This is a genomic window from Natronoarchaeum sp. GCM10025321 (genome assembly GCF_042663585.1).
GTDB lineage: Archaea > Halobacteriota > Halobacteria > Halobacteriales > Natronoarchaeaceae > Natranaeroarchaeum.
Genome location: NZ_JBHTAN010000006.1, coordinates 33,866 through 49,720 on the forward strand (window position 1 = coordinate 33,866; position 15,855 = coordinate 49,720).

Sequence of the window (15,855 nt, forward strand, 5' to 3'; positions counted from 1 at the left end):
AACCGCCGAGTGACAACAAGGGGTGAGTGAACCGGCAGGAAGCAGTTGAACCACATCGGACCGTACGGTGTGAGATCTGGTACCGGATTCAATATCTCCTATCCTCTCTCGTTCCCCGACCGCCGTTCATTCCAATGCCCGGTCAAGTGTATACTCGACCAATAGTTGCATTTGGAGACTGTGCGTACTGGATCGTCGACGGTTGCGCAAGAAGCTACTGCACCGACATGCCGGTCCCGGACTCCGGAAGATAAAAACGATTTCGACGCTCTACGCGGTTACTCCTTGCGCGGCAGGTACGCCATCGCGACGAGCAGGAGGGCGGCGAGTCCGGAGATGATCGTCGCGACGGTCATTCCGTTCGTCCGCTCCTCGAAGTAGGCGACTCTGTCGGCCTCTTCGTTGTACAACTCTTTGTTCGACGTTAGCTGTAGTCGGTCCTCGGCGGTGAAGTGGGCCATGTACGTCTGGTTCTCCGAAACCTGGACGACCTCTGCCCCTCCCGGACAGTGAGATCCTCGGTGACCTGCTCGCTCCACTCTATCACTACTTCCTCCTCTGCCACTTCGCCGACGGTAGCGTTGAACTCCTGATACTCGATACCGTCGCCTTCGGCGAACGTCTGGCGGTCGAGTGGTTCGTACTCGTCGATGGGAATCAGTTGTTCTTCCCCGTCCTCCTGGACGCGGATGATGCGGTCGTCACCCTCACCGGTCACTTCGACATCGTCACCGGGTACCTCACGGAGCGTGAACTCGGAGGCATCGGTCTCGTTCGAGACGAGCACCTCGTAATCCCCTCCCTGATACTCTATCTCATCTCCATCGGCCCAGGTTTCGCTCTGGTCCTCGGTGATGTTCCACTCCAGCGTCCCAACGGGGGCACCTTCTTCAATCGTTACTTCGGCAAGCGTGTACGTCTGGCCTTCGGCCTCGAACTGGTCGCCCACTGTCGCGTCATATTCTGGGTCTTCAAGCGATATCTCGGGACTCTCGGCTGTCGCGGCGAGTCCATACGCTCCGACCGCGATGACGAGAAAGAGGGCAACATAGCCGGCCGCTGCTCGTCGTTGCATACTCGGGAGGTGGAACGCATACCGTATAACGATTACTTTTTGCCGAACACGAGTGCTCCCAATTTGGGGATCGTCGCTTCGCTTGTGACCGTGAGTCTGTTCTACTGGTGCGCTCGCGACCGGATCCAGCAACGGTTCTTTACGATTTACTGACGTACCGTGTCAGTGGTTGCTTGCTTGTCAGATCTAACGTGTATCCTCGCGTTCGGCAGTACTGTGGGCATCGGGCACGCCACCTCTCGCGGGCGGGCACGTCCTGCCGCCCCGTTTGATCGGTCAGTAGCAACTGGTCTGCTGGATCGTCAGGAGTTCGTCCGGGGCTACCGGAGTTCGAGTTCCGATTCAGGCAGGAGAGGTGTCGCGTGAACTAACGGCCAGTTGCACGTATCGCCGACCGACGAGTGTCGTGATGACCACCAGCAGCATGATTCCGAGCGCCAGCGGGAGTGGCTGGCTCCCGACTAGCCAGTCGCCAGCAGGCGTTTGATAGAGGACCGTTGCCGGGGCAGCACCGCCGAGTGCAACTGCCGCTATCCCAGCCAGACTCTGGACGATATACTGCTCCGGTTCGACGTACAGATACACGCCACCGAGGACTGGCAGCGTCCCGAGCACCAGACCCAGCAGTTCCCCAGTCAACGGATTGACGTACAAAACCCAGTACAGCGCGATGAAGGCCCCAGCGGCAATGGTCAGATCGAACTTTTGATCGTCAGTCAGGTTCGACAACATGTCTATCGGTACTGTTGCTTGATACTTAATATCCCCCTTGGCTCAAAAACTGATTGTAGTATATCGACTGGAAGAGGAACGATCTAACCGGTCTGGCAGCGCTCACAGTCTGAACTCAATCCGATCGAGATGACCGATTTGCTCACCGAAGCGGGAAGCCGCTCCGAACCGTTGCTCACGCTGTTCGCAATGACGTCGCAAAAACATGGGCCCGCTCGGGTCCTATAGTCCTCAGAATCGCCGTACTCCGTGGGGGAACTATGTGCTATCATGGTTGTTAGTTCGTCGAAAGGTGGTTTCGGCGCTGTTCCATCTTCTCGCGCTCAGTCCGGCGGTCGTAGTGGCGGTCGAGCACGTCGCGGCTCACGTCACACCGCTCGCTCACGATCTCCACCGGAATGTCCTCCAGCAGGTGCGCTGTAATCGCACCGCTTCGGACATCGTGTGGCGACCTCGACGCCGAACATCAACCGCGTCCTCGGCGAGTATAGCTGTAGCTTGCGGATTTTGAGAGAGTAGAGAGCGCTATCGTTTTTCGACTTCGTACTCGAACAGCGTTGCCGACGAGTTGGTGTCGGCGCTGTTCCAGATCACCGAGATTTCGGTGCCCGCGGTGAGGGCTTCGGGACTACCGCTGATCGACGCTCTGTCGTCAGTCAGGTAGCTCCCACTGCCGTCGGCGGCGATGTATAGCGAACTCTGTGAGCGCAAGCCGTCGGCTGAGTCCGACCAGTCCGCGCCGCTGTCGCTTACCGTCTCGCCGTCGACGACGACCGAGAGCGTCTCGACATCCTCGACCGTGTTCCCAGTCATATGGTACAGGCGGACCTGCTGGTCGCCATCGCCGTACTGCTCGACGTCGAAGCGCACATTCGGCGTCTCTTCGACGTCTCCAGCGCTCTGGTACAGATCGATGGCGAAGATGCCGAGGACTGAGGCGAGGATGACGACTATCGCGACGAGCAGGATGGTGCCGATTGCGCTCGACTGGGCGTCGGCGTCTGAAAAAAAGTGAGTCATTTGCGTGTGAACGGACTGTGGTGGGTCCGGTTAGCTGACGGTGTAGTCCTGAAGGACGGACGAGTCTGCCCCGTCGTCAGATTCCCAAACAATTCGGATGGTATCTCCTGATGAGAGCCCTTCCTCATTGTACGTGTCTGTCCCGTCGGTTACTTGATTAATTTGGTCAGGTCCGTCTTCGTAGTCGACAGCGAACGTATCATCCAAGTCTTCTCCGGATGCAAAGACTACCTGTACACTATTTCCAGCACTGATATCTCCACTACTGGACCAGACTTCTTTGACATCATCATCAGAAGGACCTGTCTGAGGCGTAATACCGTATGCTGTATCACCATTCACCGTGACGTCGATGTTACTTTCGTCAATTGTAGTACCAGTTTGATGTGAAATATCAACAACAGTTAAATTCGAGGAGTGCGGTGCTGCGTCAGTGAAATTTTCCGTACTTTGATCGAAGTCCCAGCTGGCTTGCGGAACTTGTTGTTGATCGTCACCAATACCAATCACGAATGCACCAATAACAGCGGCAAGAATTACAGTGATAGCGACCATTAGTATAACTCCTATCACAGGAGATACTGCTCGGTCCTCATCAGAATATTGCATATTTTTCATATCCATATTTATAGATCCCAGGAAGTCAGCACTGAGGAATCTCCACCCGAATCAGACTCCCAAGAGAGCGTTAGTGTTTCATTCTCAGCATCAGTGGCGTAGTCATTGGTGAAGCTAAAGTTGAGTTCAACAGAAGACCCAGCACTCACATCACTATTACCAAACGGTCCTGTGTCGATGTCGCCGCTATTGTCGAATACGTCAGTTGCAGTACCGGAGAACTGGAGCTCAAGATTGCTGTTAGATATTGTATCACCGGTCTGATGTGATAGCGTTACTGAATCGGAGCCTGTCTCGCCGGTCTGATCCCAATCCCAACTAGCCTGTGGGACTTCTTGCTGATCATCACCGATACCAATCACGAACGCACCGATAACGGCCGCGAGAATTACTGTGATTGCAACCATTAGAATCACGCCGATAACCGGCGAGACCGCGCGTTCGTCGTCGTCCGTTTCGAGTAGTTTCTTGAAATCCATTGTGTGTACTTTGTAGGTTGTTTGCGCCGATTTCCGCCAAAGGATTCATATCAGACACGTCCGTGTGATATGATGAGGCAAGGGGTTCATGGGATCTGACACCCCTCCTCGCCTGTCCTTTCGCGTGCTGTCGGCGTTACACAAGAGAATACATTCATCCGTAATAAAACTTAAGCCAGATATGAAATATTACATCACAGTTGTAACCCAGACAGCATGTAAATTATAAGTAAATAATAACAACTAAATTAACGCCGAAATCGCTTGCGCGGACCTATAACGTGCAGAAACGGGCGGAGCCCTGGGACGCCGTCGAAGACTATCAGGTGTATCTCGACGTCGCCGCCCGGCATCCCGACAGCGGATCGAGCGCGCTCGCGTCGAATGGGAGATGCCGCGCGGTCGAATCCGCGCGTGGCAGAACGGCGCAAAGCCCGATCCCGCCCGCGCCGTCGAAGTCGCCGAGCAGCGCGGGTGGTTCGAGGGCGTCGACTCCGAGGAGTTCGCGGCGCTGAACCAGCTCGTCGCGTGGATTTTCTCGGGCGGCTCGATCTCCAGAGAGACCTTCGTCCCGCATTTCGCCGTCGACGACGCGACCGAACCGCGCGTGACCGACGCGCTGGACACGCTCGATATCGACTGGCGACGCGAGCGAGCGGACGAATCCGACAGAGCAACCGAGATCGTGCCCACGGACCACGCCAGCGTCCTCGGGCGAGCACTCGTCGTACTCGGTGCGCCACAGGGCGAAAAGAGCGACCAATCGGCGTTTTCGCTGCCGGAGTATCTCGACGACGTCTCGGACGAACTCCGGTACGAGTTCGTCGACGTCTACATTCGGAACCGCCAGACACCCCAAGGCGAGCGTTTCGTGATGGGCTTTCGTGAGGAACGATCCGAGGCATACCTCCAGGAGTTAGCAAACCTGATCGAAGACGTCGCAGGCGAGTCGGTCACCGCCAGCGAGAAGAATATCTACCTCTCCAGTGAGGCCGCCGACGCGCTGTACGGAAAGTTCCGGTCGTTGTGAGGTGTCCGGAAAGAGAGGGAAAGTCGAGAATTTGGCTTCGGTACGTACAGACGACCGACTGAACGGACAGCGTAGTAATCCACGCTCTTGACGAAACGCTACTTTGGACTTCGTCCTCACGTGTGTCCGGACTATCCCGTAACGGCTTCCCCTATGAGGGAACCCGGTATAATTCGATCTGTAGGCGTGCTTCGCCTGCGCTTGAGTCTGGGAATTCGATTGACCCGTGCGCGTTCTCGACGACCCATTTGATTAGCCAGAGGCCAAGCCCGCTCGAATGTTCTAGTGGGGTCTCTTCACCCTTCTCCAACGAATACCGTTCCACGTCCGGAATTGCCCCTTCATTCTGAATCTCGATTTGGGCCGTGTCTTCGCTTGGTGTCGAGACAGAGACAACAACAGTTTGGGAGTCCGTGTCCTGATGGACAATCCCATTCTCGATGGCTTCACGCAACGCGATGTCGAGATTCTCATCAGCAAGCACAGTCACTTCATTCGCTCCGGAAAACTGGACGTCGGCAGCCGAATATTCGGCTGTCGCTTCTTCGATGGCTGTCTTGATGTGGGGGCCAAGCTGCTGTGGCTCGACCGTCGTATCGCCTGTTGTTTGTTGAATGTAGCGGGCTTTCTCCGCCATCTCGACGACCGACTCAGCATGCTCGATGGCAGTTGCAAGTTGCTGGTGACTCTCGCCGGACAACGACTCCTCCTCGTCTATCAGTTTGAGCGTCCCCCTTACGAGGTTCAGATCGTTGCGGATGTTATGCCGGAGGACGCGGTTGACGATACCTAACCGTTGTTCGCGTTCGTTGATGTCGCGGCGTGCGCTCGTCAGCGAGTACGCTTGCTCCAGCATTAGTTGCGCATTCAACTCCGGGCTACCGGTTGAGCGATAGTCCTCGGGTGGGATGTAGAAGGGGTTCTTACAGAGCTGGTTGCGGTAGATGATTTGTTCGTGCGTTCGGAGAGCTTTTGCGGCCGATGTCTCATTGAACCGTTTGAGGTCGTACTGGCAGAGTGCGGTGACCGGGAGATTCGGGCAGGCGGCATCGAAGTCCGCTTCAAAATCGAGGACATGGTCGAATGACTGCTCGGTGTGGAAACACCACGAGTTCTCGCCGGCGAGCCACAACCCGTCGTAGCCGTCTTCGACGCTGACGTTGGCTTCGGTTTCGAGGGTCTTGATCATCTTTGTAGGGTCGAAGCCGGATTCGAGGTAGACTTCCTCGGCATCTCGAATGACGAGATCGCCAGCGTCGATGCGTTGCTCGACATCGATATTGGCTCTCCGGAGTGCAGATTTGATGTCGGCAGCGGTATTGACATCAAGCAGGTAGATGCAGCGGTGGCCAGACTGGAGGCCCTCGACGAGGAAGGCTGTGGTAGCAGCCAACTGGGCTTCGTTTGACCGATAGAAGAGCGCGAGGTGGCGTGTGAGATTATGAGACCCGAGTTCAGTACGGAGATCTGCGGTAGTCGCTTGGCGCGTCGTGTCTGCGGCAAACTGCGCCTCGGGTCGTTCTACCATTATCGGTCTTTTGGGATGAGAGCATAAAAGTGTCTACTATATAAAAGACGATAAGAGACCGAGGATCTTCTTGATGGCTTCGCAAACCTACTTACCGCGTATTTCAGTCTAAACGACCCGAAAATAGCGTCCGGAAACGTTCTGAAAGTCGGACGTATTCGGCCCCGATCACCCTTCCCACCCCCACCGAAAACCCCTTTACCTCCCGTGTGGCCGTCCGGGTTACAGGCTACTCGGACATGAACCTGAAAGCCCACGCTCACAGAGACGACATGAAGGTCTGGCTCAGTCAGACCGAAGTTGATCAACTAATCGCTCAGGCGGACGGCACCCAGCAGCGGATCGCCTTTTGGCTCGGCGCTCGCTGCGGGCTCCGATCCCATGAGGTCCTCGACGTGGCTCCCGAGGATGTCGTCGACACCGACGCCGGGACCGTGCTCCGGGTCTGGCACGGGAAAGGCGACCAGTACCGCGAAACGCCGGTTCCGCGGGATCTTGCGACGACCATCCGCACGATCGACGACGTTCGCGACGCCAGCGCCAACTCGTCGCTGCTCGACGTGACCAGCACTCGGTCACTTCGGCGCTGGATCCAGAACGCCGCCGATCGCCTCCAGGACGAAACCGGCGACGAAGGGTGGGACCACCTCGGCTTTCACGATCTCCGGCGCACCTGGGCGACCGCGCTCGCCAGCGCCGACGTCGACGCACTGCTCGTCTGCGACTGGGGCGGCTGGAACGATCTGGAGACGTTTCTGGAGCACTACCGCGGGACGTACTCGCCGGAAGCCCAGCAGCGAGAAAGAGGGAAGGTAGACTGGCTCTAATTTACCGAATTTTTAACTAATCGCTATGTCTTGCGCTTAGTAATGCCTGTAGAGTGTGCGATTTGTTCAACTGAGGTGGACATGCCATTCCAATGTAAATACTGTAAAGACCCATTCTGTATAGATCATCGCCTGCCCGAAAAACACGAGTGTATCGGGTTGGAAAACGGATGGGAGCCAATTCAAGAAGAACAGGAAACTCAGTCTAAGAACGACGGCCAAATCCAGACAGAGAGAGATGAGGCCCCATTTGAACGCATCTCCACACGCGAACGGATTCGAGAAGAGTTTGAAACGGTTGATGCACAGGTGATGGGAACAACCCCGGAGAGTGAAGAAATCATTGATGACCGGTCTCCAGATGTCGCATCAGACGGATCACTTATCCAGTCCCAATCCAAGGAAACTGAAGAACGGGCGGAGGAAAGTAATACATCGAAAACGCCTGCGCATCAACAGTCTTTCTTTAGTCTTTCAACAGTTGGTTTATTACTTCTCGTGAGTTTCGCCTGTACAGTTCCGTATGCAATGTGGGTAGGAACCCCAGCAACTCAAGAAGGATTTGTAGAGGCTATCTTTCCGATTCTCGCCGCTGGTTTTCTTATTGTCATTCCAGTTCGGTGGTATCAGCGGCGTCGTTCACGAAAGAGACTATTAGACTGAATTGAGCGTGTCATAGAAAGCGTCACGTACGAAGCAGCAGGGTGCGCGAAGTGTGTCCAACACAAGCGCAACCCTGCAAGATGTAGCTTCGGTAGACGACTTCTTGAATGTCGCGGCTATCGAGACAGTGCCGCTGTTTGAACATCTTGAGTTCGAGTTTCTGCTGGAGTACGACGTGTTCGCCCCCGCTTCGAGGGGGCGAACACGAGTTTACCAGCCACCAGATCTCTTTCGCGGCTTTCTGCACTGCTACTACGAGGATGTGTACGGTACACGCCCGGTTACACGAGAACTTCAGAACGGCCTTGTCTGGTACTACTGCGGACTCGACAAACCGCCATCCAGAGACACCATTGACCGCTTTCTCACTGACCTCGAACAAGTTATCGACGATGTCTTCGACAGACTCGTCGAGCAGGCCGCCGCCCGCGGCCTGCTCGACTCCACGTACTCCATCGATTCGACACACGTTGAAGCGATTCAATACAACGACGCGGCGTCATGGAACTACGATCCAACGGCTGAGGAGTACTACTACGGCTTCGGCTGTACGATCATCTCGACCGGCGCAAAGATCCCGATAGCAGCGGAGTTCACACAGGCCAAACAAGCAGATAAAGAGACGGCGATGCGCGTCACGTGTGACGCGCTCGCCGTCGATATACCGGTCTGGATGCTTGGAGACAGCGCCTACGACATCCTCGACTGGCACGACCACCTGCTGGCCGCAGGGGTCGTGCCAGTCGCCCCATACAACCCGCGAAACACTGACGACCCGAAAGACATCAAGTACAGGGTCGAAGACCGAATCGAGGAACATAGCGAGGACGTGCAGCTGAAACAATCTATCTTGGACGAGACGTACAACAACCGGACAGGCGTCGAACGAACCAACGACGCGGTCAAGGATTGCGGCCTCGGGCATATCCGCGCCCGAGGCCGCGTCCACGCACGAACAGAAGTGTTCCTCGCGCTGTGTCTTCGGATTGTTGTCGCAATCACCAACTACGAGCGAGGAAACGAACCGGGCTGTGAGAAGCTATGAGATGGATTCTATGACACGCTCTGAATTAGCTACAGATACTGGTCAGTCCCTTCCCACCGTCACCTGCCGAAAACTACTATCCTACAAATCCTCAACTACTTCGACGGTCCACTTCCCCGGCCCCTCACGCTGAATATGCGCGTGCTGCTCGCCGTCAACCTCGCCATCCTCGTTGATCAGCCCGTCGAGTCGGAGGTCGTCTTTCGGGATCGTGATGCCCGCACTATTCGAGTCGAGTTGTCGGAGTTTGTTGACTGCCATACTCAGAGCGGGCCACACGCCATCTAATAAAACTGGTGCAACCAGCAGCTATCAGGCGGCGAAACCAAGGTAATCCGAAGTTTTTCCGCGGCGCGTGTGGCCGCCTTGATCGCAATGTCCTATGCAAACTGGATCCCTGAAGGGGTTCGCCGAGAAGACGGAATCGACCTGATTGATGCAGTGCTGGCACCGCTGTTCGCGCTGGCGACGTTTTCGACCGCGGCGGTCGGGACGGTCCAGCTGTTCGACCCGATCAACTGGGGGTTTCAAGATATCCTCTGGGCGGCTGGCGGGACCGAGATCACCCTCGGCTTCGTGATCACGATGGTGACGATCTTCACCGCCTGGGTGACGAACGGCCAGACAACCATCGACGACTTCACCGATATGGAGACGATCGTCTTCCTGCTTGCGCTGGTCCTCAATATCAGTATGGCACTGATCCCGGTGGTCTCGTCGACGATCACCGCCCAGTGGTTCCTCGGCTGGTTCCTGGTGATGCTCAACGGCGCCGCGTTCTACCTGATCGCCTACAAGTGAGGTCCTCGAACATGGCAACAGCAACCTCTACCGATACGACCGAGCAGGACAGTGCGACGACCGAAGCTACTGATGACCTGGCCGATCGCCTCGACGACACCGTCACCTGGACGCTCGCGTTCGGGGCGCTCTCGGGCGCGGCGGTTGCACTGGCTGGCGGCGGCGGCCTGCTGATCGGGGGCCTGATCTAGATGTCGGCTGACGCATCCGGCCCAAAGCCCAGAAAGACATCCCAGGTCCGGTTCCAAACAGGTCGCTCGATCGGCGGATGTTCCTGAGAGGGACCGCGGCGGCTGGGGCGACGGCGGTAGGTCTCGGCAGTGGTCACATGACCGGCGAGAGTGAGGCTATCGGCATCTCGCTAGCAGTCGGTGGCGCGGCGCTCTTTGCGGCTGGAGCGGCGGCAGGCGTTGGTATCCAGTCGTGGCGCGTCGACGGCGATACGGAACTCGACCCGGACGACGTTCTACAAAATCAGATCTATCAAGCGGCGTCGGCAGTGTCTCAGGGTCGGGAGGAGTTCGTGAATCAGCTACAACAGGAATATCTCAACCACAGAACGATTCGGTTGGAAGTGGGCCCGCTCGGATTTGAACCAAGGACGAAGCGGTTATGAGCCGCTCTCTCTAACCAGACTGAGATACGGGCCCTCGCGTGGTCGTTGATGGACCTGAAACTAAGACCTGTCGCATCTGGGTGGCAGTCGAGGCAGTCGTCACGTCGAGCAAAACTGCCGCTATCGGATCGTGTACAGCAAAAAGACGCCACCGCCAGGGCTCGAACCTGGGACAACCTGGGTAACAACCAGGTGCTCTACCAACTGAGCTACGGCGGCCCGCAGGCAACTCTGAGTAGTCGACGTCTTTTGAAATGGCTTTCGTTTTTCTTCCGGTCGTACACCGGTATCCTTTCACTCGCCTAGCGAGAACGAGCGAGTGATGAGGGACGCCGAGGAGTTCGAGAGCGTCGTTGCCGCCGTCCGCGAGTCAGTCGACCCAGCACCGGACGAGCAAGAACGCATGGAACAGGTCGTGACGGCGCTCATCGAACGAGCGGAAGCGGTGATCGAGGAGCTCCCCGTCGAGGCCGACGTGGTCCGCGTGGGCTCTACAGCACGGGATACGTGGATTAGCGGCGACCGCGATATCGATCTCTTCGTCCGATTTCCACCTTCGATCGACCGCGCCGAGCTAGAGGAGTATGGCCTCGAAGTCGGCCACGAAGTCCTCCCGGACGGGAACGAGGAGTACGCGGAGCATCCATACGTCAAAAGCACCGTCGACAGTTTCGACATCGACCTCGTGCCCTGTTACGACGTCGACGATCCGGGCGACATCAAGTCCGCAGTCGACCGGACGCCGTTCCACGCCCAGTACATCAACGAGCGTCTCGACGCCGAACTGGCCCGTGACGTCCGTCTCACAAAACAGTTCTTCTCCGGCATCGGCGTCTACGGGAGCGACCTCAGAACGAGGGGGTTCAGCGGCTATCTGACCGAGCTACTGGTGCTAGAGTACGGTGGGTTCAGAGCCCTGATCGAGGCTGCTGCGGAGTGGCATCCCCCGGTCGAACTCGATCCCGAGGAACACGGCGAGGAGACGTTCGACGATCCGCTGACCGTCATCGATCCGACCGATCCGAATCGGAACGTGGCGGCAGTCCTCTCGGCCGAGAACGTCGCACGGCTTCAACACTACGCCCGAAAGCTACTCGACGATCCGAGTACCGATCTGTTCACGCCGATCGAACCCGATCCGCTCGACGAGGCTGCTCTGGTCGTTCACCTCCAGAATCGCCGGACGACCCCGGTCGCGATCAGGTTCGACGTCCCCGATATCGTCGACGATCAACTGTATCCACAGCTCCGCCGCTCGGAGTCCGGCATCGTCGAAGAACTCGATCGACGCGGTTTCGATATCTGCCGATCGAGGGCCTTCGCCCACGAGACCGCGGTGCTGTTCGTCGAACTTGCCGTGACCAGGCGGCCGGCCATCGAGCGCCACATCGGGCCGCCGGTACACGTTCGATCCCACGCCGAGGGGTTCTTCGAGAAGTACGACGGCACCGACGCGTACGGGCCGTTCCTCGACGGTGATCGATACGTCGTCGAGCGGGCGCGAGAGTACACGACTGCGGCGGCGTTTCTCAACAGCGAGGACATATTCACCGTCGCGCTGGGAACCCACATCGAACAGGCGCTCGAAGACGGCTACGACGTGCTCGTCGGTGAGGATATCACGGCACTCGTCGACGAGTTCGGCGTCGAACTGGCCCGATACTTCGAGCCGACGCCCTAGTTCGGCGGCGTGACGCCGCGGTGGCGCGTCTGGATGTCGCTGATCAGCGCTTCGACTTCGTCGTCGACATCGTCGTCCGGTGTCGATGGCGAGAGCCCATCGAACACTTCGTGGACCATCACTACACCGTCGGCGAGGACGTCCAGCCCGTACCCACCTTCGAGGACGAACGCGAGCGCGCCGTCGATCCGGTCGGTGAGATCGCGGACGTGCTGGGTGAGCACGCCGTAGCCATCGGTCGTGAGCCGCATCCGAGAGATGGGGTCGTGCCGATGCGCGTCGAAGCCGGCGCTGACGAGCAGGAGGTCGGGATCGAACCCTTCGATTGCTGGCTCGACCAGTTCCTCGAACACTGCCACGTATTCCGGGTCGCCGCCGCCTGCCGGAAGCGGAACGTTAAGCGTCGACCACTCGCCGTCGTCTGCTCCTGTTTCCCCGGTTCGTCCAGTGCCGGGATAGATTCCGTCCTCGTGGACGGAGACGACGAAGACGTCCTCGCGGTCGTAGAATATCTCCTGTGTGCCGTTTCCGTGGTGGACGTCCCAGTCGAGAATCGCGACCGACTCGGCATCCGTTTCGTCGAGGGCGTACTGGGCCGCAACGGCGACGTTGTTGACGAAGCAAAATCCCATCGCGTTGTCGGTGACGGCGTGGTGTCCGGGCGGTCGTCCGATCGAGAACGGTGTATCCCGGCCATGATCGCCTGCGAGTGCTCGTTCCGCCGCCCACGCCGCTAGCCCGGCGCTGTTCAGAATCGCGTCCCAGGACTTCTCGACCGCCACCGTATCCGGATCCCAGCTTCCGCCGCCGTCGTCGCAGAACTCTCGTAGTTCTTCGATGTAGTCCTCGTCGTGGATGGCGGTTATCTCGTCGACCGTTGCGGGCGTTGCGTCGACGTACTCGACCCCGTGTTTTCGTTTGAGCCCCTCACGGACGGCTAGCAGGCGGTCGGCTGCCTCCGGATGCCGATCGCCAGTATCGTGGTCGAGGCACGTCTCGCTGTAGCCGAAGTTCATTTCATTCGAACAGCTCGAAATACGTTTGGATGTCCTCTGACTTTACTGTTCGCCGATCCGCGTGTCTCGCAAGCTTCGCCGCGGCGGTCGCAACGTTGTCCGCGTAGTCCTCAAGAATGTCCGCGAGCGCGATCCGTGCGTCCATCGAGACGCGATACGAGTCGTCGATGTTGAGCCGCGCGATCCGGTCGATGGGCGCAACGGGTAGTTCGAGTGCGTCCTTGTCGATGACTTGCTCGACGCCGAAGTCCTCTGCCATCAGCGTCTTTCGACCGTCCTTGGTCGCCTCGACGGCGGCGTCCTCTGCGAGATCTGCCCCGTGCATCTGGATCCGGCGCGCGAGCTCTTTCGCCGCCTCGGCACTCACACGCAACTGGCCAGCGTTCCGTCGAATAATAGTGTCCACGGGAGCAAACGGTAACTCAACGCTCATACCCAATTTCGGGCAAGTCGGCACCTTAACCTTTTCCGTCGCGGCGTTCTGGTCCCAACTCGACTACACTACGTCCTCGGCGTCGATGGTCCCGTCGCGCAACAACCCGCGAGCGGTGACCTCTTGGCCGAGATGGACGTCGGCGTCAGTCTCGACGCTTACGGTCTCCTCGCCGTCGTCGAGGACGACGGGATTCCCCGCCTGGACGACCGTCCCGGTGAACTCGGTCTGCTCCCCGTCAGCCATCGCGCTCGCGGCGCTGCCCTCGCCCGCGGCAGTTCCACCGGTGTCGTCGTCGTCGGCTGCCGTTGCCGTCCCACCAGCGTCGCTCGACGACGCATCGCCCGAGTCGTCGTCGAACGACCCCAGCGTTGCATCACCGTCGGCCGTCGGGGTGTCTTCCGTCGGTGTCGTCGTATCGCCCAGCACGGTTACCGACGACTGCCAGCCTGCCGAGGCTTCGAGGTCGTCCTGCCAGCCGTCCTGGATCTCGACGTCGGCGAGCGCGAGTTCGTCGCCCGGCGCGATCTCCTTGTCCGCCTTGTCGCCCCAGAGAGCGACCCGGATGTCGCCCGTATCGTCCTGCACGCGGACGTTCCGGACCTGCCCTTCGCTGCCGTCGTCCCGGTCGAAGGTCCGCTTCGGGTCCGCCGAGCGGACGACGCCGGCGATGTCGACGGTCTCGCCCATCTCCAGCGTCTCGATCGGCGTTCGTTCCGGTTCGTACTCGATCTCCTCGTCGATCTCTTCGATGGCACCGCGGTCGCCGACGTGCAGTTCGATACTGCCGTCGCGCTCGCGGACGTACCCGTCGACGACCTCGACGCTCGTCCCCGACTCGATTTCTGTCGCGCGGTCTGCCTTCTCGTCCCACAGCGTGATCCGGATGCGGCCGGTCGGATCGCCAAGGACCAGATTCGAGACCTTCCCCTCGCTGCCATCATCGCGGTCGAAGGTCCGGACCGGTTCGGTGTCCAGCACGAGTCCGGCGAGGTCGACGTCGGAAAGACCCAGCGAGAGGTCCTCGACCTGGTAGGTGTCGGTCACCGAGATGTCTATCTCGACCTCGTCCTCTGGCTGTGCGTCCTCGACGCTTACCTCCAGGCCGTTGTAGCCGTCCTTCGGCCGGCCTTTCACGCGGAGCACGTCGCCGACCTGCAGTTGCTCGGTCGCGGCTTCGGCCTGGCCGTCCCAGAAAGCCGCGCGCAAACTGCCGGTCTCGTCGGCTAACTCGACGTTGACGACCTGGCCTTCCGGCTGTTCCTCGTCGTCACGCTCGAACGTTCGCACCTCGCCGATACCGAGCACCTTCGCGATGAACTTCACTTCCTCCATCCCCGGTTCGATATCCGCGATTCCGTTCACCTCGTTGTCCGCAATCTCGTGTGCCACGAGCATCGCGGCGGTCTCCTCGTCGGCCAGCCCACCCATCTGTTCCACCTTGGCCTCGACGGCCTCGCGGAACTTCTCTTGGGGGACGTCTGCCTCGAGATCCTCGTATACGTCCTCGATAGCACCCATTCTAGTACGGTGTGGTAGTTTGGCCCCCGGTTAAGCGTTGTCCTTGCCGCAGGGAGCGACGCTGTCTGGGGGATTCCGACAGCATAGTGCGGGCCCTTGGCGGGTCTCGATGCGGTCGCGGACGTCCTTTCTGGCGTAGCATGGAGTGCTGTAGCCTCGCTTTCCGATATAAATTTGTGCGCTGGGCCGACGCCTCTCCGTGACGTATTGCCAGAGACGATTCGGATCGTAACCGCTTTACGTAGGTCGGCGGTACGTAGAGATGAGTCCGGGTAGGGTAGTGGACTATCCTCTTGGCTTGCGGAGCCAGGGACCGGAGTTCAAATCTCCGTCCGGACGTTCTTTGTGGCGTAATAACGACGAGCGTAGCGAGGAGTCTGCGCCGCGAAGCACGGCAACGGAGATTTGGGCACGGAAGTCACAGCCCGGAACAGCGCGAAGCGCCGCATGCCCGGACTGTCTTCCAGAGTTCAAATCTCCGTGCGACCTCTGGTCGCACGTGCATCGCGTTCGCTACGCTCACACGATACTCCGTCCGGACGCTCACTGCGTTCGCGACCGGACGTGCCTCACGCTCGCTTTGCTCGCGTGAGACACCATCTGATCGGCGATCAGATGTACCCCGGAGTCGGAGACTTCGAGACTCCGTCCGGACGTTCTTTGTAGCACAACCCGGCGAGCGAAGCAAACCGTCTGCGCTGAGGAAACTCCAACAAGGGGATTTGAGCAGATCAGACGCGCGCAGCAGCGCGAGCACAACTGACCGAGTT

The 15,855-nt window shown here is 58.7% G+C and carries 18 protein-coding genes, 3 tRNA genes and 1 pseudogene; 8 read left to right on the forward strand and 14 right to left on the reverse strand.

Going from position 1 to position 15,855, the window contains the following annotated elements:
- Window positions 1–278: 278 nt before the first annotated feature.
- The 7 genes and pseudogenes from ACFQL3_RS02755 to ACFQL3_RS02785 form a co-directional block, all read right to left on the reverse strand.
- Window positions 279–461, reverse strand: coding sequence for a hypothetical protein (locus tag ACFQL3_RS02755; protein ID WP_377051176.1), 183 nt, complete (start codon window positions 459–461; stop codon window positions 279–281).
- Window positions 425–1,075: a hypothetical protein gene (locus ACFQL3_RS02760; RefSeq protein WP_377051177.1), complete on the reverse strand. Its 651-nt coding sequence runs from the start codon at window positions 1,073–1,075 to the stop codon at window positions 425–427. The genes ACFQL3_RS02755 and ACFQL3_RS02760 overlap by 37 nt, the downstream gene beginning before the upstream one ends.
- Window positions 1,076–1,417: 342 nt before the next feature.
- Window positions 1,418–1,807 carry a hypothetical protein gene (locus ACFQL3_RS02765; protein ID WP_377051179.1) on the reverse strand — a complete coding sequence of 130 codons (390 nt, stop codon included), beginning with the start codon at window positions 1,805–1,807 and terminating at the stop codon, window positions 1,418–1,420.
- 277 nt (window positions 1,808–2,084) lie between these two features.
- Window positions 2,085–2,273, reverse strand: a pseudogene (locus tag ACFQL3_RS02770) (site-specific integrase); the annotation flags it as partial.
- Between the two features lie 59 nt (window positions 2,274–2,332).
- The gene (locus ACFQL3_RS02775; RefSeq protein ID WP_377051047.1) at window positions 2,333–2,827 is read right to left on the reverse strand and encodes a type IV pilin; all 495 of its coding nucleotides are present in this window, start codon (window positions 2,825–2,827) and stop codon (window positions 2,333–2,335) included.
- Window positions 2,828–2,857: 30 nt separating this feature from the next.
- Window positions 2,858–3,451 (reverse strand): type IV pilin, encoded by a 594-nt coding sequence (locus ACFQL3_RS02780; RefSeq protein WP_377051049.1) that lies wholly within the window; start codon window positions 3,449–3,451, stop codon window positions 2,858–2,860.
- 2 nt (window positions 3,452–3,453) lie between these two features.
- Window positions 3,454–3,924 (reverse strand): type IV pilin, encoded by a 471-nt coding sequence (locus ACFQL3_RS02785; RefSeq protein ID WP_377051051.1) that lies wholly within the window; start codon window positions 3,922–3,924, stop codon window positions 3,454–3,456.
- 391 nt (window positions 3,925–4,315) lie between these two features.
- On the opposite strand from ACFQL3_RS02785, the gene ACFQL3_RS02790 reads away from it, so the two are divergent.
- On the forward strand, window positions 4,316–4,954 hold the full coding sequence (locus ACFQL3_RS02790; protein WP_377051053.1) for a hypothetical protein: 639 nt from the start codon (window positions 4,316–4,318) through the stop codon (window positions 4,952–4,954).
- Window positions 4,955–5,105: 151 nt separating this feature from the next.
- On the opposite strand, the gene ACFQL3_RS02795 is transcribed toward ACFQL3_RS02790, so the two are convergent.
- Window positions 5,106–6,482, reverse strand: a complete 1,377-nt coding sequence (locus ACFQL3_RS02795) for an MEDS domain-containing protein (RefSeq protein ID WP_377051055.1) — start codon at window positions 6,480–6,482, stop codon at window positions 5,106–5,108.
- 239 nt (window positions 6,483–6,721) lie between these two features.
- On the opposite strand from ACFQL3_RS02795, the gene ACFQL3_RS02800 reads away from it, so the two are divergent.
- From ACFQL3_RS02800 to ACFQL3_RS02810, 3 genes are read left to right on the forward strand one after another with little or no spacing between them, the layout of a single operon-like run.
- A complete protein-coding gene (locus ACFQL3_RS02800) occupies window positions 6,722–7,309 on the forward strand; it encodes a tyrosine-type recombinase/integrase (protein ID WP_377051071.1) in 588 nt (195 codons plus the stop codon).
- Between the two features lie 42 nt (window positions 7,310–7,351).
- Window positions 7,352–7,972: an AN1-type zinc finger domain-containing protein gene (locus ACFQL3_RS02805; protein WP_377051057.1), complete on the forward strand. Its 621-nt coding sequence runs from the start codon at window positions 7,352–7,354 to the stop codon at window positions 7,970–7,972.
- Between the two features lie 52 nt (window positions 7,973–8,024).
- Window positions 8,025–9,017, forward strand: coding sequence for a transposase (locus ACFQL3_RS02810; protein ID WP_377051182.1), 993 nt, complete (start codon window positions 8,025–8,027; stop codon window positions 9,015–9,017).
- Between the two features lie 81 nt (window positions 9,018–9,098).
- On the opposite strand, the gene ACFQL3_RS02815 is transcribed toward ACFQL3_RS02810, so the two are convergent.
- Window positions 9,099–9,278: a hypothetical protein gene (locus tag ACFQL3_RS02815; protein WP_377051184.1), complete on the reverse strand. Its 180-nt coding sequence runs from the start codon at window positions 9,276–9,278 to the stop codon at window positions 9,099–9,101.
- A 108-nt stretch (window positions 9,279–9,386) separates the two neighbouring features.
- On the opposite strand from ACFQL3_RS02815, the gene ACFQL3_RS02820 reads away from it, so the two are divergent.
- Both ACFQL3_RS02820 and ACFQL3_RS02825 read left to right on the forward strand, forming a co-directional pair.
- Window positions 9,387–9,818, forward strand: coding sequence for a hypothetical protein (locus ACFQL3_RS02820; protein ID WP_377056996.1), 432 nt, complete (start codon window positions 9,387–9,389; stop codon window positions 9,816–9,818).
- An 11-nt stretch (window positions 9,819–9,829) separates the two neighbouring features.
- Complete coding sequence (locus tag ACFQL3_RS02825) at window positions 9,830–10,009, forward strand: hypothetical protein (protein WP_377051186.1); 180 nt, start codon at window positions 9,830–9,832, stop codon at window positions 10,007–10,009.
- A 384-nt stretch (window positions 10,010–10,393) separates the two neighbouring features.
- Here the strand turns inward: ACFQL3_RS02825 and ACFQL3_RS02830 are convergent.
- Together ACFQL3_RS02830 and ACFQL3_RS02835 are read right to left on the reverse strand one after the other, a co-directional pair.
- Window positions 10,394–10,468 (reverse strand) — tRNA-Ile (locus ACFQL3_RS02830).
- Window positions 10,469–10,580: 112 nt separating this feature from the next.
- A tRNA-Asn gene (locus ACFQL3_RS02835) sits at window positions 10,581–10,653 on the reverse strand.
- 103 nt (window positions 10,654–10,756) lie between these two features.
- Here ACFQL3_RS02835 and cca point away from each other — a divergent pair.
- The gene (cca, locus tag ACFQL3_RS02840; RefSeq protein WP_377051188.1) at window positions 10,757–12,115 is read left to right on the forward strand and encodes a CCA tRNA nucleotidyltransferase; all 1,359 of its coding nucleotides are present in this window, start codon (window positions 10,757–10,759) and stop codon (window positions 12,113–12,115) included.
- Here the strand turns inward: cca and ACFQL3_RS02845 are convergent.
- The 3 genes from ACFQL3_RS02845 to ACFQL3_RS02855 form a co-directional block, all read right to left on the reverse strand.
- Complete coding sequence (locus ACFQL3_RS02845) at window positions 12,112–13,131, reverse strand: histone deacetylase family protein (RefSeq protein WP_377051190.1); 1,020 nt, start codon at window positions 13,129–13,131, stop codon at window positions 12,112–12,114. The two genes, cca and ACFQL3_RS02845, sit on opposite strands and share 4 nt — an antisense overlap.
- A gap of 1 nt (window position 13,132) precedes the next feature.
- Complete coding sequence (locus ACFQL3_RS02850; RefSeq protein ID WP_377051192.1) at window positions 13,133–13,564, reverse strand: histone family protein; 432 nt, start codon at window positions 13,562–13,564, stop codon at window positions 13,133–13,135.
- Between the two features lie 63 nt (window positions 13,565–13,627).
- Complete coding sequence (locus tag ACFQL3_RS02855; protein WP_377051194.1) at window positions 13,628–15,085, reverse strand: single-stranded DNA binding protein; 1,458 nt, start codon at window positions 15,083–15,085, stop codon at window positions 13,628–13,630.
- Between the two features lie 266 nt (window positions 15,086–15,351).
- On the opposite strand from ACFQL3_RS02855, the gene ACFQL3_RS02860 reads away from it, so the two are divergent.
- A tRNA-Arg gene (locus ACFQL3_RS02860) sits at window positions 15,352–15,424 on the forward strand.
- Window positions 15,425–15,855 lie beyond the last annotated feature (431 nt).

Excerpts from the sequence above, each read along its gene's own strand:
- ACFQL3_RS02815 (WP_377051184.1), bottom strand. The coding sequence starts at position 9,278 with ATGGCAGTCAACAAACTCCGACAACTCGACTCGAATAGTGCGGGCATC.
- ACFQL3_RS02825 (WP_377051186.1), top strand. The coding sequence starts at position 9,830 with ATGGCAACAGCAACCTCTACCGATACGACCGAGCAGGACAGTGCGACG.
- ACFQL3_RS02790 (WP_377051053.1), top strand. The coding sequence starts at position 4,316 with ATGCCGCGCGGTCGAATCCGCGCGTGGCAGAACGGCGCAAAGCCCGAT.
- ACFQL3_RS02775 (WP_377051047.1), bottom strand. The coding sequence starts at position 2,827 with ATGACTCACTTTTTTTCAGACGCCGACGCCCAGTCGAGCGCAATCGGC.
- ACFQL3_RS02855 (WP_377051194.1), bottom strand. The coding sequence starts at position 15,085 with ATGGGTGCTATCGAGGACGTATACGAGGATCTCGAGGCAGACGTCCCC.
- cca (WP_377051188.1), top strand. The coding sequence starts at position 10,757 with ATGAGGGACGCCGAGGAGTTCGAGAGCGTCGTTGCCGCCGTCCGCGAG.
- ACFQL3_RS02765 (WP_377051179.1), bottom strand. The coding sequence starts at position 1,807 with ATGTTGTCGAACCTGACTGACGATCAAAAGTTCGATCTGACCATTGCC.
- ACFQL3_RS02760 (WP_377051177.1), bottom strand. The coding sequence starts at position 1,075 with ATGCAACGACGAGCAGCGGCCGGCTATGTTGCCCTCTTTCTCGTCATC.
- ACFQL3_RS02845 (WP_377051190.1), bottom strand. The coding sequence starts at position 13,131 with ATGAACTTCGGCTACAGCGAGACGTGCCTCGACCACGATACTGGCGAT.
- ACFQL3_RS02755 (WP_377051176.1), bottom strand. The coding sequence starts at position 461 with ATGGCCCACTTCACCGCCGAGGACCGACTACAGCTAACGTCGAACAAA.
- ACFQL3_RS02805 (WP_377051057.1), top strand. The coding sequence starts at position 7,352 with ATGCCTGTAGAGTGTGCGATTTGTTCAACTGAGGTGGACATGCCATTC.
- ACFQL3_RS02800 (WP_377051071.1), top strand. The coding sequence starts at position 6,722 with ATGAACCTGAAAGCCCACGCTCACAGAGACGACATGAAGGTCTGGCTC.
- ACFQL3_RS02785 (WP_377051051.1), bottom strand. The coding sequence starts at position 3,924 with ATGGATTTCAAGAAACTACTCGAAACGGACGACGACGAACGCGCGGTC.
- ACFQL3_RS02795 (WP_377051055.1), bottom strand. The coding sequence starts at position 6,482 with ATGGTAGAACGACCCGAGGCGCAGTTTGCCGCAGACACGACGCGCCAA.
- ACFQL3_RS02780 (WP_377051049.1), bottom strand. The coding sequence starts at position 3,451 with ATGGATATGAAAAATATGCAATATTCTGATGAGGACCGAGCAGTATCT.
- ACFQL3_RS02850 (WP_377051192.1), bottom strand. The coding sequence starts at position 13,564 with ATGAGCGTTGAGTTACCGTTTGCTCCCGTGGACACTATTATTCGACGG.